This is a genomic window from Paenibacillus sp. FSL W8-0187 (assembly GCF_037969755.1).
Lineage (GTDB): Bacteria > Bacillota > Bacilli > Paenibacillales > Paenibacillaceae > Paenibacillus_AQ.
This window is the reverse complement of the sequence record NZ_CP150206.1, coordinates 1,801,563-1,826,136: the sequence shown is the minus strand read 5'-3', so window position 1 is coordinate 1,826,136 and position 24,574 is coordinate 1,801,563. Positions and strand designations below refer to the sequence as shown.

The following is a 24,574-nucleotide window of genomic DNA, read 5'->3' as shown; positions in this document are numbered from 1 at the left end:
CCATACCAGCAGTAGGCCGGTATGGTTTCTTTTTATAGCACCTTATTCGGTTATCGCGCCTGCAGGTCCGCTACAAGCTTGCGCAGTGCTTTTCCCCGATGGCTGATCTCCTGTTTCTCTTCCAGGGAAAGCTCGGCCATCGTCTTCTCATGGCTTGGCAGGTAGAACAGCGGGTCATATCCAAATCCGCCCTTTCCGGACGGATCCGACGTGATCCAGCCTTCAACGCTCCCCTCAGCCTCGAGCTTTTCTCCCGAGACCGGATCATACAGCACCAGCACACAGACAAATCGGGCCGGACTTAGCAAGGGCTGCTCCGTATCTTCACCAAGCCTTAATTGTTCCAGTTCACTGAGCAGCTTCTCGTTATTGTCCTCGTCCGCGCCGTGCTCGCCGGCATAACGTGCGGAATAAACGCCGGGCGCACCATTCAGCGCATCCACGCATAATCCGGAATCATCAGCCAGAACAGGCAATCCCAGTGCGTCGCCAACCGCCTTGGCTTTTTTAAATGCATTAGCTGCGAACGTTGCTCCATCCTCAACGACATCCGGCAGATCAGGGTAATCGTACATGCTCTTGACCTCCGTACCGAAAGCAGCAAAAGCATGCGCAAATTCCTTGACTTTCCCTTGATTGCGGGTAGCTACAATTAGCGTGTCTCCAAGTGTCAATGTCATGGGATTATACTCCAGTACCCGCATTCACGGAACCGATTTTAGCTGCGATGGGGCCAAGTGCCTCCTGCTGACGCTCGATGAGCTCGCGGATTCCCTGTTCCCCAAGCTCCAGGATCTGATCCAGCTCCTCACGAGAAAACGGGCTCTCTTCGCCAGTCCCCTGAACCTCAACGAATTTGCCGCTTCCGGTCATGACCAGATTCATATCTACCTTCGCTTTGGAATCCTCTTCATAGTTCAGATCCAGCAGCGCCTGTCCGCCAGCAATGCCCACGCTAATGGAGGCCAGGTAGTCCGTTATCGGAAATACCGCTAGTTTATGTTGTTCTGCAATTTTATTTACCGCTATGGCTAAAGCTACAAATGCTCCTGTAATGGAGGTGGTCCGCGTTCCGCCATCCGCCTGGATTACATCGCAGTCCAGCGTAATTGTCCGCTCGCCAAGAGCATGCAGATTCACAACAGACCTAAGCGCTCTGCCGATCAGCCGCTGAATTTCCATCGTCCGGCCACTGAGTTTACCGCGATTGGCTTCCCGTTGGTTGCGGGATTGTGTTGCGCGCGGCAGCATTGAGTATTCAGCCGTCACCCAGCCCTTTCCTTGTCCTTTCAGAAACGGGGGAACCTTCTCATCCACGGTCGCCGTAATCAGCACCTTGGTGTCTCCCATCTCGATGTACACGGAGCCTTCCGCATATTTATTCACATGGGTCGATAAATTCATCGGTCGAAGCTCATCGCTCTTACGTCCGTTAGATCTCATGTTTTCTGCCTCCTACTTCTTATCGCAATCCTGATTAGCATTCCCTATTCTACCAAAGTGCAGGCACAAAAGCACCTTTTCCGGCGCATATTTCAAAGATAGCGGTGAAGCGTCAAATCGAAATTTCGTTAATGAACTCCGGACGGCCGACAGGCTCGCTATAATTGCGGCTATCCGTTCCAACCACCTCAGAGAGATCATTCATCCGAATTTTCACCTTCGCATCATCCGAATTCTCGGCTACGGTTAGCACGACGGCCTGCAGCAATTCGGTTGGAACCTGCTCTCCCTGCTCAAACATGCTGTCCTGAAGCGATACGGTAACAGCACCGTCCTCACCTTTTTCGACCGATGCAACGGTGGTATCGTCCGGGATGACCTCGACAAGCCCATCACCGTAATGCGGTCCCCGGATCAGTTCATTCAAGGCAGCCTTAACCGCGTCCTGTCCGGTTGGAACAAGTCTTGTAACAGGTACATAATACTGAATGCCGTCAGGCGTCACGGAAGAGAAATAAACGGTAACCGGCGAAGAGGAAGTATACAATGCGTCATCCGCCTTTTGAAGGTTGATACCCATCGCACGTGAAAGCGGACGGTCCAGCGGCGTGTGGTTGACTGGCATTTCCGTCAGTTTGACTCCGTCCACCCATACCTGCATCGACTCGATGCCTTCGTGTCCCGTCAGCGTCCACGTCAACGCCTCCAAGATTCTTCGTTCATCTGCCGCTTGATACTCCGTAAACGATTTATTGAATTCAACAACGGCCAATTTACTCTCCGGATCAACCGTCACATTATGGATCTGCGTACCGGCAGGCAATACCGCCTGGAAGCCCTGTGGAACATAGCCAGCATAGCGGCCTCCGTTCACAAGCACTTCAAGAGATTCTTTCACTGCGCTTGCACCTTCTACCTTCGGAATACCCAAGGTTACAGGTGCCAGCATTCCCCGCGCATCCGAAAGATAAACCGTTGTCTGCGTGCCAATGTCTCCTTGTGCCGCTGTGGATCCGGTCGTGTTCAGCATCTGCTTCTCCACTTGCGCAGGCGGCGGGTCAATCGCCTCCGATTGCTTCCCGGAAAACACGCCGCAGCCGGACAACACGATCGGAACAGCAAGCAGCCCGGCGGCGGAAAGCCTGCGAAGATTACGATTACTACGTTTCATGTATTGTTCCTCCCTAACATTTTTTTGTACAGGTTGTACTCCTATGTATACGAGCCCTTTCCAAAAAAATAACTCGCAGTTTTGTCCTTTCTGGACAAAGGGGGGTGGAAAAAGTACAATCGTCGTAAGCATCTTCATCAACCACGAAAATGAGGTGAGTTCCATCATGGCAGAAAACGATTCAAACATTCCATACAGTCTGAACAGCAAGAAGGTAGCGGAAGCGACACGGAGCCTGCTGCATAAGCGCGGAATCAAGTTGGAGGAAATCGCTGAACTAGTGATGATCCTTCAGAAAAAATACTACCCGAATTTGACTATGGAAGAATGCATGGAGAATGTGGATGCCGTACTTAGCAAACGCGAAGTCCAAAACGCGGTGTTAACCGGAATTCAATTAGATATTTTGGCGGAGGAAGGCAATCTCATATCCCCGCTTCAAGAAATGCTGGCCAATGACGAAGGCTTATACGGCGTGGATGAAATCCTGGCATTTTCCATCGTTAACGTATATGGAAGCATCGGCTTCACGAACTACGGGTATATTGACAAGCTCAAGCCCGGCATTCTCGAGCAATTGAATGATAAATCAAGCGGCCGTGTACATACCTTCCTCGACGATATCGTCGGCGCGGTTGCCGCGGCCGCCAGCAGCCGGATCGCCCATCGTAAGCAAGCGGAGCGGGAGATCGAACTGTTCGGAACGACCGAAGAGCTTCCAAAAGAATAAACCACTCTCCCAAAAAAGGAGATTCGCACAGAATGCGAATCTCCTTTTTCCCTGCCTATCAGAAGGAAGGAACTCACCGAACCTATCCTATTCCAATCGTGAACTGGGTGATTTCAAAGAATGATAGACGATTGCAGTAGAAAGCATTTTAGCATTTCGGGCCGGAACGATGAGTTTCTTCTATAATAAGCAGGCCTCCGCTAACCAATAAGAAGGCTCTTCTCACCTATGAAAAAACGGGCTGTCCAATCACGTAAATCGGTAAATCTATCTAGTCATTTTCCAAGCATCCATCATATGCTATGATGAAGAACATTCCAATAGAGCACCTATGGAAACCCCGCCAAGCCTATGGCGGGGTTCTTTTTTTAGATTTTGTAATAGAGATAGATTATCTATTCACACCGACTTTAACAGGAGAAACATTCCAGATGTCGGATGCATAACGGTGAATCGTGTTATCACTGGAGAAATGTCCCGAGTGTGCGATATTTACAATTGACTTCTCGGTCCAGGATCCACTATTCAAATAAGCATCATCGATATCCGACTGGGTTGCCACATAACTGGAAAAGTCCGCTAATACAAAAAACTCATCGTTATGATCCAGCAGGGACTGAAGAATCTGACCAAACTCCAACTCGTGACAGCAGAACGGTCCTGAGGATATCAACTGATTCAGCACGCGGGCGATTCTCGGATCCTGCTCATACCGTTCCCTGGATACATAAGCTCCCGTCCTGTAATACTCGAGCACTTCCTCCAGCTTCAAACCGAACAGGAACATATTCTCATTGCCGAGCAGCTCGAACATTTCCACGTTAGCCCCATCCAGCGTGCCGATGGTCAACGCACCGTTCATCATGAACTTCATGTTTCCCGTGCCGGATGCCTCCTTGCCAGCCGTGGAAATCTGCTCGCTCACATCGGCTGCGGGAATAATCTTCTCCGCCAGAGACACCGAATAATTTTCCAGGAACAGCACCTGGAGTTTGTCATTGACCTGCGGATCCTTATTCACGACTTCGGCAACGACATTAATGAGTTTGATGATGCTTTTGGCCAGATAGTAACCCGGCGCTGCCTTCGCCCCAAAAATGACGGTACGGGGAACGCGATCCGCGCTTGGCTGATCCTTAATCTCGTTATACACGTGCATCACTCGTAAAATATTCAACAATTGCCGCTTGTAACCGTGCAGCCGCTTCACATGGACATCGAATATGGAATCGGGATTGATCACGACCCCTTGCTTATTGGCGATGTATTCGGCAAGCCGTTCTTTATTGCTCCGTTTGGTCCGCTGAATCCCCTGCTGAAAGGCGGTGTCGGTCTTGAGTGACTTGAGCTGGATCAATTGATGAGGATCCGTGATCCATGAAGTGCCGATACCGTCGCAGATCAATTGACTCAGGCCGGGGTTGCTGTGCATCAGCCAGCGCCGGTGGGTAATCCCGTTGGTTTTATTACTGAATCGCTCCGGATACAGCTCATAATGCGGCTTCATGACCTGGGTCTTCAGCAGTTCCGTGTGCAGCGCAGCTACGCCGTTCACATGATAGCTACCCACAATCGCCAGATTGGCCATGCGGATCTGGTCGCTTTCGATGATGGCGAGCTGCGATATGCGCTCATGGTCCCCTGGATAGCGTTCCAGCAGCATGCCGCAGAAGCGTTTATTGATCTCTTCAATCATCATGTAAATGCGCGGCAGCAGCTCACGAACCATGCCGGCAGGCCATTTTTCCAACGCTTCGCTAAGCAAGGTGTGGTTCGTGTAGGATACGGTCCGGCTCGCGATGTCCCATGCCTCATCCCAACCGAAGCCCTTGTCATCGATCAGAATCCGCATCAGCTCCGGAATCACCAGCGTCGGGTGGGTATCATTGATATGAATGGCAACATGCTCGGGAAGTTCATGATAGGTCCGTCCCAGCTTGTCGAACGTTCTAAGAATGCTCTGAACGCCTGCGGAACAGAGGAAGTACTGCTGTTTCAGCCGAAGGAGCTTGCCTTCGTATGCCGAATCATCCGGGTACAAAAACTCCGATATCGATTCGACCGAACGGTTATATTCCAAAAATTTATAATAGCTGTTATGATGATGGGCCGAACGGATTCTGGATATATCCGAAGCGGACTCGGCGCTCCACAGCCGCAGTGTATTTACCTGCCCCTCGCCATAACCGATCACCGGAACGTCGTAGGGCACAGCCTGAACACGCTCATAATCCACCGTGTGAAATACGGTTCGCCCCTCCTGCACATCCACTTCCACGCAACCCCAGAATTGGACTTCCACCGCCTTGTCAGCCCGCCGCTCTTCCCAGACGTTGCCCCGCTGGAGCCAGTTGTCCGGCAGCTCGACTTGATGGCCGTCAATTATCTTCTGTTCAAACAATCCGTACTTATACCGGATGCCGCACCCATGGCCTGCATAGCTTAGCGACGCCAACGAATCGAGAAAACATGCCGCAAGACGTCCGAGCCCCCCGTTGCCGAGCCCCGCGTCCGGTTCCTGCTCCTCAATCTCTTCCAAATTCCATCCCAGGTCCAAAAGGCCGCTGCGGACCATATCCAGTACACCCAGGTTCAGCAGATTGTTTCCCAGCAGCCGTCCGATCAAAAATTCAAGCGAGAAATAATACACCTGCTTCTGCCCGGTATCCCGGTATATCCGATTGGCAGCCGCCCATTCCCGTCCGACATACTCCCGAATCATGCCGCCGAGGATTTTGTATACATCCTCAGCCGTCGCTTCCTCAAGTCCCTTCCCCAACCGACTCACCAACTGCTCCGTAAAGACCTGCTTGAATGTTTCCTTGTTGTTAAACAAAAGAAAGTTCCTCCTGACGGATTCGTATTATTTTGCGATTAAATCGAGATGTCCTTGGCAATGACAAAAGGTTTGCGAAAATCGCCTTGAAGCTTATGATCTCGCGAGATCATCACATCTTTATCGAGTATGACGTTCTCCAGCCTCACGTTCTCGCCTATGATGCATTTTTGCATGATGATGGAGTTATGGATGCTTGCGCCTCGCTTTACCTGTACTCCGCGAAACAGAATACTGTTCTTTACTTCCCCGTCGATCTGGCAACCGTTGGCGACCAGCGCATTGCTCACATCGGCTGAATTCAAATATTTGGCGGGAACCTCATACTTGATCTTGGTGTGGACCGCCTGCTTGCGGAATAAGCTGTTGTACGCCTTCGGGTTCAGAAGGTTCATGCTGGTACGGTAATAGCTTTCGAGCGAATTGATCACCGCGTGATACCCGCGGTATTCATATCCCGCAATGTTCAGCTTGTTCCGGTTATGCATAATCGCGTCCCGGAAAAAGTGATTGCCCCCATGGGCGATGCAATGATCGGCCATCTCAAGAAACCGCGATTTCTCCATCACGAACATCTCCATGTATACCGCATCATGCTTATGATCGTAATGAATATCCGTTACCATGCCGTCCTCATCGACATCGAGCCGGGTGCAGGAACGATGCTCTTCCCTCGCCGCATTTACCCTTGTATAAACAAGCGTCACGTCAGCACCCTGCTCCAGATGGTATTCGTACACCTCGTTCAAATCGACCGTGCTGATATGCTGGCTGCCGGAGTGCACGATATGCTTTGCAGCTCCACGCTCAAAAAAATCGAGATTGTTATAAATATGCCGCAGCTCGCCAGCGGACACATCGGCTTCATCATTCCAATCCGGTGGAAGTATGAATAGGCCGCCACGCTTGCGGTGCATATCCCACGGCCGGCCTTCACCCAGATGATCCATCAGGGAGCGGTATTTCCTGCGAACGAACAGCGCAATATCCTCAATGCCCGCATGCATCATATTCGACATCACAAAGTCGATCAGGCGATACCTTCCCGCGAATGGCACAGCAGCCCCGCACCGGTAATACGTCAATTCACTCAGCACATCCCGTTCATGCTCCAAATTAATGATACCCATGAGTTCTCTCATCTGCGTATCCCGTCCTAACCTTGATTATTATGGGACGAAGACGACGATTGAAGCAGCTTCAGGACGTCTTCATCTTGATCGCTTACAAGCACAATTCGGGATGGATCTTCCTCAGGCGGACCGATGACGGCATGATCTTGAATAACCATGTCCTCGGTGATAATAGCCCGGTGTATGCGTACATGGCTGCCGATACGCACCTTGGGCATGATGACGGAATCAGTAATGACGCTGCCTTCCCCTACCTCCACCCCATAAAAGAGGATCGAATGCTCTACCTCGCCGCATACGGTGCAGCCCTCGTTAATCATGCTGTTCCGGACGACGCCGGTTGGAGAAATATACTCTGCGGGCTGATTCGGGTTCCGGGTGTAAATGCGCCACATCGGATCGTTCAAGTCCAGCTTGGGGTGCTTGCAGAGCAGATCCATGTTAGCTTCCCATAAGCTCTCGATGGTGCCGACGTCCTTCCAGTACCCTTCGAACGGATAAGCGTACAGTGTTTTGCCGTCCTCTAGCATGCTCGGCAGAATGTCTTTGCCAAAATCATGGTTTGTATCCGGAAGCTCTGCATTCCGCATTAAATAAGATCGCAGCAGCTTCCAGCGGAACAGATAAACGCCCATGGATGCCGTTGTACTCCTCGGGTGGGCAGGCTTCTCCTCGAACTCGAAAATCCGGTAGTTCTCATCCGTATTCACCATGCCGAACCGCTTCGCTTCATCCAGGCTCACCTCAATGACTGAGATGGTGCAATCCGCATCCTTCTCCTTGTGATAAGTCAGCATGCGGTCGTAATCCATTTTATAAATGTGATCTCCCGACAAAATCAAAACGTGCTCGGGATCGTACTGATCAATAAACTTGAGGTTCCGATAAATCGCATCCGCCGTCCCGCGGTACCAGGTCGTCCCGTCCTCGCGTTCATGGGGCGGGAGCACGAATACGCCCCCATTCAACCGGTCCATATCCCAATCGCTTCCTACGCCAATGTAAGAATGCAGAACCAGAGGTTCATACTGGGTTAGCACCCCGACCGTGTCGATTCCCGAATGGGAGCAGTTGCTCAGCGGAAAATCAATAATCCGGTATGTACCCCCAAAATAAACAGCCGGCTTGGCCAGCGTCTTCGTCAGGCCTTTCAGCCGTTTGCCTTGACCTCCTGCGAGCAGCATGGCGACCACATCTTTTTTCTTCATGACAGATTCTCCTTTAGGGGCTTTATGAGATACGAATCCTATAACATGAAAATTGCGGATTGAACCAAGGGAACGCTTCGATACCAATATGGTGGAGTGGATCATGGTGATGAGTAATTAAGAAAAAAACGCTTGAGGGGATGCCTTGCTTAAACAGCAAGGTATATCAACTATATGCGGGGCAGAGAGAAACTCTGACTCTAATCAGGAGAAAGCCCCTTCTTAGGAATGAACGCGCCTTCTTCTCTAGAGAAAAAGTGCCGTGGTGCCGCTTTCCAAGCATCCTGATTGCGGCATTTATGCGGGTAACGATCTGGTCAGTATCAGACAACGGATGCTCCACATTGTAACCTTCTAAATCTATTAAACAAAAAACCGCCCTTTCTACGCATGATGGAAGTCAACGTACAAGCAGACGGTTTTATTCATGTCTTGATTATATCAGGAATGCGGCTATTTCCGTACAGAAAAATAGCGCATTCCGTCCCCGGTTTCGATCATCTCGGCTTCCCCGCGGCGGGTCAGCTCGGCGAGATGGGCCAGCGATTCGCACATGGCGAAGCGCAGCTGGTGGATGCCGAGCTTCTCGCCGAAGAGGGCGGTGCAGACCTCGAAGGCGGTTAGCCGTCCGGCAGCGCTCAGCATGCCGGCGATGGTAACCAGGCGCTCCTCGTGATGGAGGAGGAGCGCATCGATCCGTTCACGGAAATGCGTGAACGGGTGGCGGTGTCCGGGGTACGCCGTCCGGACATGCAGTTCGTGCAGGCGGCGCAGCCCTGCAAGGAAAAGCGCCAGCGGCTCGGCGTCGCTGCCGGGCAGCAGGCTCACGTTGGGCGAAATTTGCGGCAGCACGGCATCGCCGCATAACAGAACGCCGCTCTCCGCATGGAAGAACGACAGATGCCCCGGAGCATGGCCGGCCGTTTGCACCGGTACCCATATCCGGTTGCCCATCCGAAACGGCAGGTCCTCGCCGATAAACGATATGTCCGGCTGCGGCGTGACTTGGGGGAAGAAGCCGTTCAGATGCTCCGGCAGCAGGGAAAGCTTGGTTTCCGGCATGCCATGCTGCTGGAAGAACGCCGGGAGCGCATGATCCATCGTGGAATCTGTTCCCCACATGAGCATCGCTTCCCGATGCGCCCGCTCTGACATCCACACCTTGGCGCCCGACCGCTCCTGAAACCACCCGGCAAGCCCATAGTGGTCCGGGTGATGATGGGTCAGCACGATCGAGTTGATGTCGCTAAATCCGAACCCGAGCTGCTCCATCGCCGCCAGCCATTCCCGCTCCGAAGCAGCCGTACGCGGCCCCGGATCGATGACGGTCATACCGTCATCTCCGCGCAGCACATAGCTGTTCACCCATCTTAAGGGATTGGACAATGTAATCTTCACCTGACTGAGCTGATGTTCTTCTATATAATGAATGTCCGGGCTTGATCCCTTCTCTTCCTGATTCATTGTAGATGCAACCTCCATCCGCATTATGACTTCAAATTCGACTCTTTCATCATAAGCTTGTAACCAGGATAAGTATAGCAGGCTGGGATGGTTTGTTTCCTGGATTTGCCGAAGTGTCGGTTTCACGGGAAGATAAGGTATCACAGTAGTGCAATGTTAGTGCAAGGATTTAAAGATTGAAGTGAGCAGCTAGTATGTTCCATTAAAGGGACGCTTCACATACGTATCGTTCCTCCAATCGCTGTTGCCCTCGGATTTTTCTTACTGTTTTAATCTATTGTAAAAATCCGAGGGCAAAGGCGACCGCTCCCGCTTTTCCGGAATCGATTCGTCCGCTCCGCTGCTTTGTGCTTGTTCATAATCAAGCTAACCATCAAATAAGCTCCTCATGGCTTATTAGCAAATGACCAATCTTCATAAACAAAAAAGCATCCCCCAAAAGTCATACAACCTTGGGGATGCCTTATCCTTTGACAAACTGTAGATTCTCTTGAGCTGAATACTCGACTCATTTTGAAAATTCACTTCAGCTGGCGGGCTACCTCCTCGCGTGAGCGCTGGATGGCTTCCTCGACAGGCAGGTGGATCTTGATTCCGTCCTCGCCCATCCATTCGACCTCTCCGTTAGCTGCACCGCGGCCAACGATCAGACGCAGCGGAGCGCCGGCAAGGTCGGCATCCTTGAACTTGACGCCGGCCCGTTCGTCCCGGTCATCCAACAGCGGCTCCAGACCAGCTTTGTTCAGCTCGCTGTAGATATGTTCAGCCAGTTTCATTTGGGCCTCATCCTTAACCGCAACCGGGATAATGTGCACCTTGAACGGAGCGACGGACATCGGCCAGACCAATCGCTCATCCGAGATACGCTGCTCGGCGATGGCGGCCATGACGCGGGAGACGCCAATACCGTAGCAGCCCATGATCAGCGGTTTCTCCCGCCCGTCGGAATCCAGATACATACCGTTCATGGCGTCACTATATTTCGTACCCAGCTTGAACACATGTCCAAGCTCAATCCCGCGATGAAATTCGAGCGGTGCTCCGCAGCGCGGGCAAGGTTCTCCTTCGATTACATTCCGAAAGTCGCCGGTATACTCCAGCGAAAAATCACGTCCTGGGCGGACCCCCTTTAAATGGAGATCCCCTTGGTTGCCACCGGTAATCCCCTCTGCCATCGCTGCTACTTCGTAATCGACCAATACTTTTAGGGAAAGGCCTACCGGTCCCGCAAACCCGACTGGGGCTCCCGTCGCCTGCATCACCTCTTCGGCACTCGCTAATTCCGCGAGTTCTGCTTCTAGGTAAGACTTCACTTTTGCCTCGTTTGCTTCACGGTCTCCCCGGACAAGGACCGCGACTCGTTCTCCGTCCACTTGGTAAATCAGTGTCTTGATCAATTGCTCCGAGCCGATTTGGAGGAAGTTAGTCAATTCCTGAATACTCTTCACATTTGGCGTCAATATCTGCTCTATGGCAGAATGACCGTCAGCGGCCGCGGACTTCCTATCAGCCTGCTCAGCCGGAACCTTAGACTCCGCACGCTCCAGATTTGCTGCATAACTGCAATCGCAACACGAAACAACGGTATCCTCGCCTATATCCGCCAGCGCCATAAACTCATGGGTTTCCCCTTGCCCACCAATGGCACCTGCATCAGCTTCCACCGCCCGGAACGTCAGACCGCAGCGCCTAAAGATTCGTTCATACGTTTCATACATGTTCCGGTAGGACACATCCAGGCCCTCCCAGTCCCGGTCGAAAGAATACGCATCCTTCATCAGGAATTCACGGCCCCGCAGCAGGCCGAAACGCGGACGCCGCTCATCCCGGTATTTGCTCTGAATTTGGTACAGGTTCACCGGCAGCTTCCGGTAGGAAGAAATCTCTTGGCGAACGATAGACGTAATCACTTCTTCATGGGTTGGCCCAAGCACGAACTCCCGGTCATGGCGGTCATGCAGCCTGATGAGTTCCGATCCGTAAATATCGTACCTGCCCGATTCCTTCCACAGCTCGGCGGGCTGGACAGCGGGCATGAGCATCTCCTGCCCGCCAGAGGCATCCATTTCCTTCCGAATAATCGCTTCGATCTTCCGCAAGACCCGCCATCCCAGCGGTAAATACGAATAGATTCCTGCCGCCGTTTGACGGATATAACCGCCACGGAGCATCCATTGATGGCTTAGTGCCTCCGCCTCGGAAGGCACATCACGCATCGTTGTCATCAATAATTGGCTTTGCCGCATCTTCCTCATACTCCTTCTTATCTCCATGAATGAACCTGCCTGAGCGCAAAAAAGAGCACATTCGCTCCTAGGGACGAATGTGCTCGTGGTACCACCCTGATTCCATCTTGTGAGGCGCAAAAGGCGCTCCTTGCAAGATGCTTCATAAGGCGGTAACGGGCCGAACCGGCTCCGCTTGTTGACAGCGGGCAACTACAAGGTAGGAAGGACGCAGCCAAGCGGTGGAAGCCTTTCAGCCGGGGGCTTCTTTTCTGTCTCGCTGAATCATGCATCCTCATGTCCTTGATGATCGTTATTCACGGGAAATTCATTTTCCAATACATTACAGCCCAACGTTCAGAATGTCAAGCATGAAAAGGACAGGCATACTTAATGAGCGATATGATCCAGCACTTGCCGCAAGATCCCGATGACATGCTCATCTTCATACGTATAAAAATATGTATTCCCGTCCCTGCGGAATTTGACCAGTCTTAAACTGCGCAGATAGCCAAGCTGGTGGGATACCGCCGACTGACTCATGCCAAGCACCTCGGCAATATGGCCGACCGGGCATTCTTCTTGCGAGAGCAAATGAAGAATGCGAATCCGCGTCGGATCCGAAATGGCCTTCAGCAGTCGTGACGCTTCCATGGCCTGGTCTTCGTGCAGCAGCTCATGGTGCTCTTTTTCCATAAACTAATCCCCTCTTCTCCATAATGGCTTGAACGATTTCGCGGGCATCCCGTGAAACTCCTGCCAAGAGTGCGGAGCCCCGGTGCGTCTGCCAAGGCAAACCTACATAATAGAGCCCCTTCACCGGACTGATGCCGCGTGTATGAATAACAGCCTTCTTATGATTCAGCGCTTGATCCACATGAAGCCAATCATAGCTGGAAACAAAGCCGGTTGCCCAGATGATATTCCGAACCTTAAGCTCCGTTCCATCCTCGAATCGCATGCCGGAAGCGCCGGCATCAACGGCTCTCTTTTTCAACACCACTTTACCGCACTTGACCGCTTGTTTCAATTCATATCCAAAAATCGGGTCTCCCCGACGCTTCAGCTTACGTCCCACCCAGGAGGAACCGCTGGCTGATAAAATGCCGAGTTTGTCCAACCACCAGAACATCCCCTTGCCCCCAACGGTCATGGGTAAATACCGCGGCTGCTGTCCAAGAGCCAAATACGTTTCCCGACCGCCAGACAGTTCGACCGCTATCTGCGCCCCGCTGTTCCCGCCGCCAACTACAAGAACGCCGCCCTCTTGAAACTGGGAAGGTCGTCTGTAATCGGAGGAGTGCAGCTGGACAATATCCGCTGGAACCGATGCTGCAAACGCCGGAATGCGAGGCTGCCGGAACGGCCCGGTAGCGATAATTAGCGACTTCGCATGATATTCTCTCTCATGGGTTTCGATTATAAACCTGTCTTCTTCCTTATGGACACACTTCACATCCGTCTCAAATTGGATGGGCAGCTTAAACCGTTCTGCATAGGATTTCAGATAGGAAGCCATTTCATCTTTGTCCGGGAACCCGTCCGGATCCCCACCTATCCTCATTCCATGCAATGCACTGTGAGTTCTCGGTGTAAACAACTTCAGCGAATCATATCTCGTCTTCCATGCATCGCCTGCCTCCGATCCCCGATCCAACAACAGAAACTTCATCCCTGCCTGCCGCAACCAATAGCCGGTTGCCAATCCTGCCTGCCCCGCGCCGATAACGATTACATCCCACATCATATAGGTATCACTCCAATTATATGAATAATTGCTCATATATAGATATTACATGGATCTTGTTCTCCCTTCAAGCATAAAATGGTGCTTGCATCGTCAAACGCCGCATGAAACTCGAATAAATATCTGATGAATTCAGTTGACAACACACGCATTCAGTCATACTATAGGCATAAAGTTGCTTCGAGGAAACATTATATGCTCGTCCCAACTTAGTAGGGAGAGGTTAAACTTTATGGATGAGACAAAGAATAGGCAGCATTTGCATCAGGCAACGCTCGGCGAGCGGTTTCTGATTGAACAGGTGGATATCCGCGGGGAGCATAAACGGCGGCTTCTGGACCTCGGATTCGTTCCGGGTTCCGTTATCGAAGTGCTGAAAGCCAGCCCGCTCGGTGACCCCACCTCTTATAGAGTAGCAGGTACCGTCATTGCATTAAGAAAAGAAGAAAGTCAGTTAATCTGGGGTAAGGTGATGTCATCATGAGAACTTTTACTGTCGCACTGGCTGGCAACCCAAACACGGGCAAAAGCACGCTTTTTAATGCCCTCACCGGCCTAAAGCAGCACACCGGCAACTGGTCCGGTAAAACGGTCAGTCTCGCCAGCGGCAATTACGATTACAAAGACACCCGCTTCCAATTTATCGATCTGCCCGGAACGTACTCCTTGTTCTCCAACTCGGCCGATGAAGAAGTGGCGCGCGATTATATTATTTTTGAGAAACCGGACGTTACCCTGCTGGTTCTGGATTCTACGGCGCTGGAAAGAAGTCTTAACCTTGCGCTTCAAGTGTTGGAAATGACCGACCGGGTCATCGTCTGCCTGAATCTGATGGATGAAGCGAAGAAAAAAGGAATCAAGATTAACGCACGCAAGCTTACGGATCAGCTCGGCGTTCCCGTCATTCCGATATCGGCCAGAAATAACGACGGGCTGGATACCCTGTCCGAGCAGCTGCTTCTAATGTGCACAGGGCAGACTCCGACTACGCCGTACCGGATGAAATATAACGAACAGCTGGAAGCGCAAATTTCCGGCCTGGAGTCCGAATTACGAGACATTTTCGGCGACGAATATCCAGCCAGATGGCTGGCCATCCGTTTTCTCGATGGAGACCGGAGGCTGATCGCGACGCTGAAAGACCGATTAAAAGCTTCGGATAAAGGGGGGATTTCACTTGGAACAGCTAAAGCGCTTGGAAGCTCTAACAGCCATCATTCCTGCTGAGCAGGTAGAGGATGTTCGGGAAGATATCGTGGGTGAGTTATTCAAAAAATCCCGCGAGCTGTGCAGTGAAGCCGTCACCGTGACCAACCGGGAGCTTCTGTACCGTTCCGAGCGTCTGGACCGCATCTTCACCTCCAAGCTGTGGGGATTTCCGATCATGCTGGCCATGCTCGGCGTTATTTTTTACTTAACGATCGCAGGCGCTAACGTGCCTTCCTCCATGCTGGCAAGTTTCTTTGGCTGGATCGAAGGATACCTGACGATGGCCTTTCAGGCTCTCCATGCTCCCGATTGGCTCTATGGTGTGCTGATACTCGGATTGTTCCGGGGTACCTCCTGGGTCGTCAGTGTCATGCTGCCTCCAATGGCCATCTTCTTTCCGGCCTTTGCGCTGCTTGAGAACTATGGCTATTTGCCTCGGGTAGCCTTTAACCTGGACCGCCTGTTCAAAAAAACGGGGGCGCACGGCAAGCAGTCCCTTACCATGGCGATGGGATTCGGCTGCAATGCGGCGGCCATTATGTCGACCCGGATTATCGAGTCGCCGCGGGAGCGAATGCTCGCCATTCTGACCAACAACTTCGTGCCCTGCAACGGCCGCTGGCCAACCCTGATCCTGCTGGCCTCCTTGTTCATGGCTGCAGGTTTTTCGGGAGGAGCCCAGACCTTCGTGACGGCTTCCGTTGTTATGGGCATGGTGCTGATCGGTGTCGTTGTCACGCTCGCGGTATCATGGGGATTATCTAAAACCGCCTTGAAAGGCATTCCTTCCCACTATACCCTGGAGCTGCCGCCATACCGTAAACCGAAGATTCTGAATACGATTCTCCGGTCAACCCTGGATAAAACCATCTATGTCCTGCGCAGAGCCATTATCGTAGCGGCGCCTGCCGGCGTGCTTACCTGGGTACTTGCCAACATCTATATTGGCGATTCCAGCATTCTGGTTCATTTCGTTGAATTCCTTGATCCGTTTGCGCGCGCGCTCGGACTCGACGGCTTCATTCTGATGGCCTTCATCATCGGACTGCCCGCAAATGAAATCGTGCTGCCAATCCTGCTGATGGGATATTTGGCTACGGGCTCCCTGACCGAGGTTACCGATATGTTTGCCCTCAAGCAAATCTTCCTGGATCAAGGCTGGACCTGGCTGACCGCGCTAAACATGATGCTGTTCTCACTGCTCCACTATCCTTGCGGAACCACGCTCGTCAACATCTGGAAGGAAACCAAAAGCGCGAAGTGGACGTTCCTGTCCTTTGCCATCCCGACGGCTATCGCAATCGGCGTTACCTTCCTGGTTACTCAAGTGGCTCGGGCATTGGGATGGGTTTAACGTAACGATAGGGATGGAATCTGCATCAAACAAAGCAAAATCGTACATTCTATGAGGCATCCCAAAAGGTTGATCCAACCTTGGGATGCCTCTTCTTCTGATAGCCATGCTGCAAATAGAAACATATATAAAGCAAACGAGCCACCCCAAGAAGTCTCTTGAAGCGGCTCGATATTTTTTTATCCGGAAATGGATGAGTTCTATGAAACTTAACCTTTCACCGACCCTGCAGCGATGCCTTCCACGATACGATCACTGAGGAAAAGGAACATCAGCAATATTGGCAAAATGCTGATCATCAAGGTTGCGCCGATAGCACCCCAATCGGTTGTATATTGTCCGATAAAGTTTTGCACGCCAACGGTGAGGGTCTTGAACATATCCGAGCTGATAAACGTATTCACGAAAATAAACTCGTTCCAGTTGTAGATCATGTTAATAATGGCTGTTGTCGCGAGCACCGAGCCCGTCATCGGAAGCACAATCCGGAAGAAGACCCGGTGAACCGAGCAGCCGTCCATGACCGCTGCTTCTTCCACTTCCTTTGGCAGCGTGTAATAAAACCCGAGCAGAATCATAATCGTAATCGGCATATTGAAAGCCACGTACGACAATATCAAAGAAATCGGATGATCGGTCAAGCCAACCTTGTTGAACATGCTGAACAGCGGGATCAAGGTGGAATGAACCGGAATCATCATGGCAACCATGAACAAACCGAGGACAAAGGAACTGCCCTTCCACTTCATTCTGGTAATCGCGAAGGTGACAAGACTCCCTAATATGACCGTTAGTGCTGTTGCTACGACGGTAATCCAGACGCTATTCAGAAAATAAACGCTGATGTTGCCGGCACTCCATACCTTCTCGTAATTCTCCCAGCGCGGATTCATCGGAAGGGACAGCGGAGGAAGATCGAATACTTCCTGATTGTTTTTTAATGAGAACAGCAGCAGCCATACGAGCGGAAACAGCTGAAATACGGCTACTCCGATCAGCACGATATACAGCAGCGTGTAACCCAGCTTACCTCCCACTCCGTTTCCAGACCGAGCGCACCCGTCTTGGAGTTGTCCTGCGGCTCCAGATATCATGAAGTTTCCCTCCTTATGAATATTGGATCGTTTCTTTTGATGCCGTTAATTTCCGGATGACCCACGTTACGATCAGACAGATCACCAGCAGGAAGAACCCGATCGCGCTGCCGTAACCGAAATCATAAGCGCGGAAAGCCGTATGATACATATAGGAAGCCATCACTTCGCTCGCGCCGTTAGGCCCCCCGTCCGTCATGACAAAGATGAGGTCAAAATATTTCAAGGAACCTACCACCGCCAGCACGATCGTAACCTTAATCACTTCCATGATGAGTGGAAGCTTGATCCGGAACGCAATTTGCATGGAGGTTGCCCCGTCGATCTTGGCAGCTTCAACCAGCGATGCCGGGATGTTCTTCAGAGCTGCATAATAGATCAAAATATAAAAACCGGCATACTGCCACAGAATCGGAATAAACAAAGCAAACAAGACAAGCGACGACTCAGCAAGCCATGCCGGCGGGTTCGTGATCCCGATGGACTCCAGGAAGCTGTTCACAATCCCGTTCGTCGGGTGGTAAATGCGGAGCCACAGCTGCGCGATCGCAACGGAGGACAGCAGCATGGGTATGAGATAGATTTTACGGAACAGGTTGGCGCCTTTGATCTTGGAGGCCAGCACCATCGCCACGGCCAGATAGATCATAAGGCTTGCAGCCGAGAATACGGCTAACAGCAGGGAGTGCCATGCACTATCCCAGAACTTGCCGTCCGAGAGTAGCGCCTGGTAATTATCGAGTCCGATAAAGGTCATTGCACCAATGCCGTTCCATTCGTTCAGTCCGTAATAGGCGGTCAATAGAATTGGAATATAAACGACGGCCATAATCACAAGCAGTGCAGGCAGCACGTACAGCGCGATGATTTTTTTGTTGGACATCACTTTATCCAAAGTGTCCGACTCCTTTCTCCATATGGTCTAGAGGAAAGATTTATCCGGCATCACTGCCGGATAAACCAGGGTCCCGTTTCTTTGTTGTCCTAAAGAGTCTTAGTTCCCTTTGGAGATCGCTGCATCATGCTCTTCGGAGAATTTGTCCGGCGTTACGGCTTTGCCGAAGAGCGCCTGAATCATGTTCAGATGCGTCTCGGCGGCATTCGCCTCCATCTGTACATCCGCGAACAAGGTGATACTGCTTGCTTGATTCATTTCATCAAACAGATCGATGTACAGTTGTGGAAGCTCAAGCGTTGAGGTATCTACCTTCGTTGCCGGGATGACACCAGCACCTGTAACGGACTGCTCGCCCCACTTGGTTACGAAATACTCAACGAACTTCTTGGATTCCTCTTTCACCTTGGAATTCTCGCCAATAAACAAGCCAACACCCGGTCCGCCTACCCAGCTGTTAATATCGCCTTTGCCGCCTTCAACCGTCGGGAATTTGAAGAAACCGACGCTGTCGCGGAACTCTTGCGGGATCTCTTCATTGGTCGTAAAGTTAGGCAGTTCCCAGGTGCCCATCATGTACATGGCCGCTTTGCCGTTCAGGAATTCGGATTTCGCTTCCTCGTTGGATAAGCCGTTGAACCCTTTGACAAACGCATTGCCATCCACCAGCGATTGAACCTCTGCGGCTGCCTTTACAAGCGATTCATCCTTGAAGGAACCCGAACCGCTAATTGCACTGGCAAGCGTTTCTTGTCCGCCGATTCGATCTGCCAGGTACATGTACCAGAGCGAACCGGTCCAGCGGTCCTTGTTGCCTAGTGCGATAGGAGCAATCCCGTTATCGGACAGCGCCTTCACAACATTCTTGAATTCTTCGTAGGTTTGCGGCACTTCCAAGTTAAGCTGTTCGAATATCGTTTTGTTGTAATATACCGGCGCGATATTGAACTCGAGTGGAAGCGCATACGTTTTGCCGTCAATCGCATAAGCCTCGGTCGTGCCAGCTACGAATTTACCGTTAAGCTGACCCCCCAGCAAATCATCTACCGGCGCAAACAAGCTGCCTTCTACATAAGGCTTCAGGAATCCGGCTGCCCAGGTCACCCCTACGTCCGGAAGCTCGTTCGACGCGGAAAGCACCTTCAATTTATTTTTGTATTGCTCATTATCCAGAACTTCCTGTTTGATCGTCACGTTCGGATTCTCTTTTTGATATTCTTCGATGATCTGATTCACGATTTTGTTCTGTCCTGCAGAAACGCCTGCCGGCCATAAGTGCATGAAGTTCACCGTAACTTTCTCGCCTTCGCTGCCGCTGCTGCCTGAATCCCCCGTGCTGCTGTTGCTCGATCCACAACCAGCCGCAACCAGAGCGAGACACCATGTTAAAAGCAGAACCGTCCATTTTTTGTTGAACACGTTTACAACCCCTTTTCTAGTATGCTGTTCGCGTATTGAAACCGCTTTAAACAAATTTTATCAGTGAGGGGATGATTGTATAAGGTCATAATGATTGGGACTAATTCCACTTTTATTAGATTTCCGCCCCGCTATCAGATACGCTATGGCGGTATTGACTCGGGCTTACTTCCTCAAGATCACGGAACACCTTCACAAAATATTTTGCCGTTTGGTATCCTACCTTCTCTGCAATTTCCGCGACAGGCAGCGAGGTGCCCGCCAGCAGCTCCTTGGCCCGCTGCACCCTGCGGCGCGTCAGATATTCGCTAAAGGTGAGCCCCGTCTGCTCTTTGAATAACACGCTGAAATAACTGGAATTCAGATGAAGCACGTCTGCAACTTCCTTAAGCGATACCGACTCCTGAAGATGCTGATCCACGTGCTTCAGCGCTTCCTGTACCTGGATGCTGTAGCGCTTATCCTGCTGCGACGTCTCCAGCAGTTTGGGATCCACCAGCTTCTCCATCCGCTCGATCCGATCTATTTTTTCCCGGCGTTCCAGAGCCGATTCGACCGCAGCCACCAGCTTCCGCTTATCCAGCGGCTTCAGGAGGTAATCCACGACGCCATATTGCAGCGCTTTCCGGGCATAATCGAATACCGAATAACCGGATATGACAATAATGACCGGCGGATGCTCTAATTCGTGCAATCTCTCTATGAGCTCGAGTCCCCCGATTTCCGGCATGCGGATGTCCGTCACCACCAGATGAGCCACCTGTCCCTGCAGCCACTCCAGTGCCTCTACGCCGCTTGATGCCGTCACGATTCTGCAGCGGCCAGACGACCATGCCTCCAGGGTCTTTCTTACCCCTTCCCTCGTTCTCGGTTCATCATCCACGATCAGTATCGTTTTCATGCTTCTCCCCCTTGGCATCGTTAGCCTGAACATCATTCGGAATTTGAAATGAGACCGTCGTTCCCTGACCCACCACGCTGTGAATACGCAGGCCGGCTTGTCCGGAAGCGTAATACAACCGGATTCGTTGCTCTACATTGGCAATGCCGACACCGCTTTTTTTAGAAGATTCCGTGTATCCTTTTTCCATGGAGGAATAAAGAGAGGCCACCCTCTCCTCGTCCATTCCGGGGCCGTCGTCGGTAACCGAAATGACCGTATATCCAGGGCGATCGGAGGCATTCGCCCGCACAATGACAGCGCCTGGCCCCAATCGCTGCTCAACCCCGTGCAGGATCGCATTTTCCACGATCGGCTGAATCAACAGCTTCGGAATCGGCACGCTTTTGCTAGCTTCATCGGCCTCAATTTTCCAGGATAACCGGTCCAGCATCCGCATTTTCATAATCATCAAATAACGTTCAGCATGATCCAGCTCGTCCCTGATTGTTACCCACTCATCCTCGTCTTTGCGGTTAATGACGTAACGGAATAAGCCGGACATCGCAACCACGATTTGGGCCAGCTCTTCTTCGCCTTGATCATCCAGCGCCCAATAAAACGCTTCCAATGTGTTAAAGAGAAAGTGCGGATTGATCTGTGCCTGCAGCGCTTTAAGTTCTGTCCGGCTCTGAATGATTTCCTTCTGATACACGACCTCGATTAATTCGTTCAGCGAATCTACCATCTGGTTGTATGAATTGTTAAGCTCGTTGATCTCCATCGTCTTCGAGGTGACGGCAATGGGCCTCAGCGTCCCCAGCCTCACGCCGCGCATGGCTTTGATCAGATTCAAAATCGGCCGGATGATCATCGTGGTCAGAATAAAGCTTAAAATCAGAAACAGCAGCGCACCAACGCCCCCGGATACGATAATCGCGGTTCGCAGCACCGATATCCCCTCAGTCGTATAATCGACAGGTGTCAAGATGACCAAGTTCCAACCCGTGGCCTCAGACTGTTTCTGTACGGCAATGTAATTTTCATGACCGAGCGTAACCGTCTCCCCTTCGCGTTGCAAAACCTCCTTCGCATCCACCGGGGTAACAAAATCCGACGAGATTTCATTCCCAGCCTGATCAAACAATCCCATCATTTCACGCGAATCGCTGCCCGTACCGCCAGCCGAATCCGCCAGCGCAAAATAGTCCTTCTCCAGCTTCACGAGCAAGTACCCGCCGTGGGCAAAGGAATGGTCAATCAGACGGATTCTCCGTACCGCTACCACCACATCCGGATCCCGGGGATCCTGACCGAACCATACCAGCTTCCCCATGCCCTGGTCTGCCGCAGCAATCCAATCGCCCCTAACCCGGCTGGTCAGACGGCCTTCATCCAGCGGAAACAGCCGCCGATAGTCCTTCGTATATAATTCCAGCGACCGGATGCCCGTAGCATAGGCTTCATATTTACGAACCTCCTGTTGAAGGGACTGCCGTTCTCCGAATGTAATCGACTTACCCGCAGTCTCCTGCGCCAGAAAACGCTGAACCGTTGCGTTCGTCGAGACTTGAGCCGTCAATGTATCCACCTGCTTGAGCAGCGCATCCAGCTTACCCGTGGCCTGCACGGCCGTCTGCTGAATATGTTTCTCCGCACTGTTGCGCAGCAAGGCCGAAACCTGATCATATACAAACACCCCGACCAATGCCAATACGATAACCATCACCAGCATAAATCCAAGGAAAATTTGATTCCGCAGTGTATTCAGCCTGCCAAACCTGTTCAAGTTCTGCACTCCCTTTCGATTGGGAACTGTTATTCACTATAGGGGATATAATTCCTGATGTCGTTCAAGCTCTCTTTTGCAATCGGTGCACAGCCCTCTTACAGCGCCGGAGTCATCCGCGTAAAAGATTAATTGGCGCTTGCGGCGGCATTTACTGCACGCTTGTCCATCCTGTCCGCTGCGGGTTCGCGTTTTTCTTTTCAAATGAATGACATTACGCTCACTTCCGCTGCTTTTCTTGCGCCTGAACCCTACAAATACAAGAAGAACAAGAACCACTCCGGCCATCATCCCGATCATCCATCCCATGTTTATTTCACCTCCGACATGTACAGGCTATTTGTACAAAATAACTACCAAACGATTAGCCGATTCAAACCCCATGATCACGTATAAACGACGAATGCTACATCTAATACCAACTGCGAACATTTTAACATATCTCTATTTGTCATGGCGGTTCCTACCATTTCCAATCACAGAATATATTTTCCCGGAATGAAAACACAAAAAAGCCTTCTCACTCCCGTTGCTACGGGAAGGAAGGCTTTCGCTGTGCTTTCGTTCATGCAACCGGCATGGTGTCAGATCTTCAACTCACCGAGTTTTATCAACTCAACGACAGCTTGCGAACGGCCCTTGACGTTTAACTTCTGCATGACATTGGAGATGTGGTTACGCACCGTCTTTTCGCTAATAAACAACTGCCCGGCGATATCGCGAGTCGTTTTATCCTGTACTAGCAATTCAAATACTTCGCGTTCACGGTGGGTTAACAAGAACTTGCTGTTATGGTCGGTCCCCTTCAATGGTGTCACCCCTCCTTGCCCGGGTATGTGTGGTCTAACAAGGGTAAGGGATACAGTCAACTCATCTTATGTCAGATGAGGGGGGAAGGTGCGAAAGAGGCCAACAATTTGGGCGATTGGCCCGTATTGGCGATTTTTGTCCTTGCTTCCTCTGGTAGGTTGGTCTATGATGAGGGTGTAAAAATTATTTTCTTTATTTTTTCATGTTTTTAAAAATTATTTTCAAAATGAAAATCCCATTCGTTATGCCCAGGCAATAAGCTCACCGGGAACCTTGAAGGAGGCTTTTGATGACACCAATCTTGCATATTATTTCTGTCGAAAAGGAAGGTCTGCCCCGTCAGGAACGACGACTCGCAGAGTTTATTTTGACAGCTCCATCCGAGATTGTGCATATGGGCATTAAAGATCTTGCAGAGCAGTGTGAGGTCAGCGCTGCCACTGTAACCCGTTTTTGTAAGAACTTTCAGTGTAAGGGGTATCCTGATTTTAAGCTCAAGCTTGCCGCCGAGATCGCTCATGCCGAGATGGCTTCGCGCACGGGAAATACGCGCTACCAGGATATCGTTGCTGGCAACCCGCTTGCCGGCATCGTCGAGGCGATTGAATCCAATCATCTGACTTCGATCCGGGATACGACAGAGCTGCTCGATTTGGGTCAGCTGGAGCGTGCCGTGGATGCCCTATGCCGCGCGAAGCGCATTGATCTGTACGGAGTGGCTACCTCTTCCATTGTGGCACAGGACTTCTACCAGAAGCTGATCCGGATCGGCAAAAACTGCACGGCTTTTGCAGATTCGCATATGCAGATCACATCAGCCTCCACACTGACTTCAAGCGATGTTGCCGTGGCTGTTTCATACTCCGGCGAAACGCCGGAGACCATCGATGCGTTGAATTGTGCCAAAGACGCCGGCGCCTTCACGGTCAGCATCACGTCGTACCGAAGCAGTGCCATCTCCGCTCTGGCAGACATCACACTGTATTCATCTTCATTAGAGGAAGGAATGCGCCGGGGAGACATGGCTTCGCGTATCGCCCAGCTTCACATTATTGACATCCTGTTCATGGGTATGGCCAGTCGGGACTTCTCTACGTATGTTCCCCGTCTGGAGCAATCATATCTTAATGTTCAAAACTATCGCAAAAGCCGAGGAGGACAATAACC

General features: G+C 51.4%; 22 protein-coding genes. 5 read left to right on the top strand and 17 right to left on the bottom strand.

Annotated features, from left to right (window positions below):
* Positions 1–50: 50 nt before the first annotated feature.
* The 3 genes from MKY48_RS07890 to MKY48_RS07880 all read right to left on the bottom strand — a co-directional run bounded on the left by MKY48_RS07890 (position 51) and on the right by MKY48_RS07880 (position 2,614).
* Positions 51–680 (bottom strand): XTP/dITP diphosphatase, encoded by a 630-nt coding sequence (locus MKY48_RS07890; protein WP_339222475.1) that lies wholly within the window; start codon positions 678–680, stop codon positions 51–53.
* A gap of 4 nt (positions 681–684) precedes the next feature.
* Positions 685–1,443 carry a ribonuclease PH gene (gene rph, locus MKY48_RS07885; RefSeq protein ID WP_076323095.1) on the bottom strand — a complete coding sequence of 253 codons (759 nt, stop codon included), beginning with the start codon at positions 1,441–1,443 and terminating at the stop codon, positions 685–687.
* A 112-nt stretch (positions 1,444–1,555) separates the two neighbouring features.
* On the bottom strand, positions 1,556–2,614 hold the full coding sequence (locus MKY48_RS07880) for a GerMN domain-containing protein (protein ID WP_339271536.1): 1,059 nt from the start codon (positions 2,612–2,614) through the stop codon (positions 1,556–1,558).
* A gap of 166 nt (positions 2,615–2,780) precedes the next feature.
* Here MKY48_RS07880 and MKY48_RS07875 point away from each other — a divergent pair, with 166 nt between their 5' ends.
* Complete coding sequence (locus MKY48_RS07875; protein ID WP_076323093.1) at positions 2,781–3,344, top strand: phosphatidylglycerophosphatase A; 564 nt, start codon at positions 2,781–2,783, stop codon at positions 3,342–3,344.
* A gap of 391 nt (positions 3,345–3,735) precedes the next feature.
* Here MKY48_RS07875 and MKY48_RS07870 read toward each other — a convergent pair whose 3' ends face one another.
* The 7 genes from MKY48_RS07870 to MKY48_RS07840 all read right to left on the bottom strand — a co-directional run bounded on the left by MKY48_RS07870 (position 3,736) and on the right by MKY48_RS07840 (position 13,954).
* Complete coding sequence (locus MKY48_RS07870; protein ID WP_339271534.1) at positions 3,736–6,180, bottom strand: glycogen/starch/alpha-glucan phosphorylase; 2,445 nt, start codon at positions 6,178–6,180, stop codon at positions 3,736–3,738.
* A gap of 38 nt (positions 6,181–6,218) precedes the next feature.
* Positions 6,219–7,322, bottom strand: a complete 1,104-nt coding sequence (gene glgD / locus MKY48_RS07865; protein WP_339271532.1) for a glucose-1-phosphate adenylyltransferase subunit GlgD — start codon at positions 7,320–7,322, stop codon at positions 6,219–6,221.
* Between the two features lie 14 nt (positions 7,323–7,336).
* Positions 7,337–8,521 carry a glucose-1-phosphate adenylyltransferase gene (locus MKY48_RS07860; RefSeq protein WP_339292657.1) on the bottom strand — a complete coding sequence of 395 codons (1,185 nt, stop codon included), beginning with the start codon at positions 8,519–8,521 and terminating at the stop codon, positions 7,337–7,339.
* Between the two features lie 453 nt (positions 8,522–8,974).
* On the bottom strand, positions 8,975–9,985 hold the full coding sequence (locus MKY48_RS07855) for an MBL fold metallo-hydrolase (RefSeq protein ID WP_339293482.1): 1,011 nt from the start codon (positions 9,983–9,985) through the stop codon (positions 8,975–8,977).
* Positions 9,986–10,506: 521 nt separating this feature from the next.
* Positions 10,507–12,231: a proline--tRNA ligase gene (locus MKY48_RS07850; protein ID WP_339292656.1), complete on the bottom strand. Its 1,725-nt coding sequence runs from the start codon at positions 12,229–12,231 to the stop codon at positions 10,507–10,509.
* A 369-nt stretch (positions 12,232–12,600) separates the two neighbouring features.
* Positions 12,601–12,906, bottom strand: a complete 306-nt coding sequence (locus MKY48_RS07845) for a metalloregulator ArsR/SmtB family transcription factor (RefSeq protein ID WP_215159549.1) — start codon at positions 12,904–12,906, stop codon at positions 12,601–12,603.
* Complete coding sequence (locus MKY48_RS07840) at positions 12,887–13,954, bottom strand: NAD(P)-binding domain-containing protein (RefSeq protein ID WP_339293481.1); 1,068 nt, start codon at positions 13,952–13,954, stop codon at positions 12,887–12,889. Before MKY48_RS07840 ends, MKY48_RS07845 begins: the two co-directional genes overlap by 20 nt.
* 235 nt (positions 13,955–14,189) lie before the next feature.
* On the opposite strand from MKY48_RS07840, the gene MKY48_RS07835 reads away from it, so the two are divergent.
* From MKY48_RS07835 to MKY48_RS07825, 3 genes are read left to right on the top strand one after another with little or no spacing between them, the layout of a single operon-like run.
* Positions 14,190–14,441, top strand: coding sequence for a FeoA family protein (locus MKY48_RS07835; protein WP_339292655.1), 252 nt, complete (start codon positions 14,190–14,192; stop codon positions 14,439–14,441).
* Positions 14,438–15,184 carry a FeoB small GTPase domain-containing protein gene (locus tag MKY48_RS07830; protein ID WP_339292654.1) on the top strand — a complete coding sequence of 249 codons (747 nt, stop codon included), beginning with the start codon at positions 14,438–14,440 and terminating at the stop codon, positions 15,182–15,184. The genes MKY48_RS07835 and MKY48_RS07830 overlap by 4 nt, the downstream gene beginning before the upstream one ends.
* Positions 15,135–16,520 (top strand): nucleoside recognition domain-containing protein, encoded by a 1,386-nt coding sequence (locus tag MKY48_RS07825; protein ID WP_339292653.1) that lies wholly within the window; start codon positions 15,135–15,137, stop codon positions 16,518–16,520. The genes MKY48_RS07830 and MKY48_RS07825 overlap by 50 nt, the downstream gene beginning before the upstream one ends.
* Before the next feature lie 209 nt (positions 16,521–16,729).
* Here MKY48_RS07825 and MKY48_RS07820 read toward each other — a convergent pair whose 3' ends face one another.
* The 7 genes from MKY48_RS07820 to MKY48_RS07790 all read right to left on the bottom strand — a co-directional run bounded on the left by MKY48_RS07820 (position 16,730) and on the right by MKY48_RS07790 (position 23,406).
* The gene (locus tag MKY48_RS07820) at positions 16,730–17,614 is read right to left on the bottom strand and encodes a carbohydrate ABC transporter permease (protein WP_339292652.1); all 885 of its coding nucleotides are present in this window, start codon (positions 17,612–17,614) and stop codon (positions 16,730–16,732) included.
* A 13-nt stretch (positions 17,615–17,627) separates the two neighbouring features.
* Positions 17,628–18,509, bottom strand: a complete 882-nt coding sequence (locus MKY48_RS07815; RefSeq protein ID WP_076323078.1) for a sugar ABC transporter permease — start codon at positions 18,507–18,509, stop codon at positions 17,628–17,630.
* Positions 18,510–18,608: 99 nt separating this feature from the next.
* Positions 18,609–19,928, bottom strand: a complete 1,320-nt coding sequence (locus tag MKY48_RS07810; protein ID WP_339292651.1) for an extracellular solute-binding protein — start codon at positions 19,926–19,928, stop codon at positions 18,609–18,611.
* A 115-nt stretch (positions 19,929–20,043) separates the two neighbouring features.
* Positions 20,044–20,829: a response regulator gene (locus MKY48_RS07805; RefSeq protein WP_076323076.1), complete on the bottom strand. Its 786-nt coding sequence runs from the start codon at positions 20,827–20,829 to the stop codon at positions 20,044–20,046.
* On the bottom strand, positions 20,804–22,597 hold the full coding sequence (locus MKY48_RS07800) for a sensor histidine kinase (RefSeq protein ID WP_339292650.1): 1,794 nt from the start codon (positions 22,595–22,597) through the stop codon (positions 20,804–20,806). The genes MKY48_RS07805 and MKY48_RS07800 overlap by 26 nt, the downstream gene beginning before the upstream one ends.
* A gap of 36 nt (positions 22,598–22,633) precedes the next feature.
* Positions 22,634–22,906, bottom strand: a complete 273-nt coding sequence (locus tag MKY48_RS07795) for a hypothetical protein (protein ID WP_339292649.1) — start codon at positions 22,904–22,906, stop codon at positions 22,634–22,636.
* Positions 22,907–23,181: 275 nt separating this feature from the next.
* On the bottom strand, positions 23,182–23,406 hold the full coding sequence (locus tag MKY48_RS07790) for a LuxR C-terminal-related transcriptional regulator (RefSeq protein ID WP_006208732.1): 225 nt from the start codon (positions 23,404–23,406) through the stop codon (positions 23,182–23,184).
* 290 nt (positions 23,407–23,696) lie between these two features.
* Here MKY48_RS07790 and MKY48_RS07785 point away from each other — a divergent pair, with 290 nt between their 5' ends.
* Positions 23,697–24,572 (top strand): MurR/RpiR family transcriptional regulator, encoded by an 876-nt coding sequence (locus MKY48_RS07785; protein WP_098742499.1) that lies wholly within the window; start codon positions 23,697–23,699, stop codon positions 24,570–24,572.
* Positions 24,573–24,574 lie beyond the last annotated feature (2 nt).

Excerpts from the sequence above, each read along its gene's own strand:
- MKY48_RS07890 (WP_339222475.1), bottom strand. The coding sequence starts at position 680 with ATGACATTGACACTTGGAGACACGCTAATTGTAGCTACCCGCAATCAA.
- rph (WP_076323095.1), bottom strand. The coding sequence starts at position 1,443 with ATGAGATCTAACGGACGTAAGAGCGATGAGCTTCGACCGATGAATTTA.
- MKY48_RS07880 (WP_339271536.1), bottom strand. The coding sequence starts at position 2,614 with ATGAAACGTAGTAATCGTAATCTTCGCAGGCTTTCCGCCGCCGGGCTG.
- MKY48_RS07875 (WP_076323093.1), top strand. The coding sequence starts at position 2,781 with ATGGCAGAAAACGATTCAAACATTCCATACAGTCTGAACAGCAAGAAG.
- glgD (WP_339271532.1), bottom strand. The coding sequence starts at position 7,322 with ATGAGAGAACTCATGGGTATCATTAATTTGGAGCATGAACGGGATGTG.
- MKY48_RS07860 (WP_339292657.1), bottom strand. The coding sequence starts at position 8,521 with ATGAAGAAAAAAGATGTGGTCGCCATGCTGCTCGCAGGAGGTCAAGGC.
- MKY48_RS07855 (WP_339293482.1), bottom strand. The coding sequence starts at position 9,985 with ATGAATCAGGAAGAGAAGGGATCAAGCCCGGACATTCATTATATAGAA.
- MKY48_RS07850 (WP_339292656.1), bottom strand. The coding sequence starts at position 12,231 with ATGCGGCAAAGCCAATTATTGATGACAACGATGCGTGATGTGCCTTCC.
- MKY48_RS07845 (WP_215159549.1), bottom strand. The coding sequence starts at position 12,906 with ATGGAAAAAGAGCACCATGAGCTGCTGCACGAAGACCAGGCCATGGAA.
- MKY48_RS07840 (WP_339293481.1), bottom strand. The coding sequence starts at position 13,954 with ATGTGGGATGTAATCGTTATCGGCGCGGGGCAGGCAGGATTGGCAACC.
- MKY48_RS07835 (WP_339292655.1), top strand. The coding sequence starts at position 14,190 with ATGGATGAGACAAAGAATAGGCAGCATTTGCATCAGGCAACGCTCGGC.
- MKY48_RS07830 (WP_339292654.1), top strand. The coding sequence starts at position 14,438 with ATGAGAACTTTTACTGTCGCACTGGCTGGCAACCCAAACACGGGCAAA.
- MKY48_RS07820 (WP_339292652.1), bottom strand. The coding sequence starts at position 17,614 with ATGATATCTGGAGCCGCAGGACAACTCCAAGACGGGTGCGCTCGGTCT.
- MKY48_RS07805 (WP_076323076.1), bottom strand. The coding sequence starts at position 20,829 with ATGAAAACGATACTGATCGTGGATGATGAACCGAGAACGAGGGAAGGG.
- MKY48_RS07795 (WP_339292649.1), bottom strand. The coding sequence starts at position 22,906 with ATGGGATGGATGATCGGGATGATGGCCGGAGTGGTTCTTGTTCTTCTT.
- MKY48_RS07785 (WP_098742499.1), top strand. The coding sequence starts at position 23,697 with ATGACACCAATCTTGCATATTATTTCTGTCGAAAAGGAAGGTCTGCCC.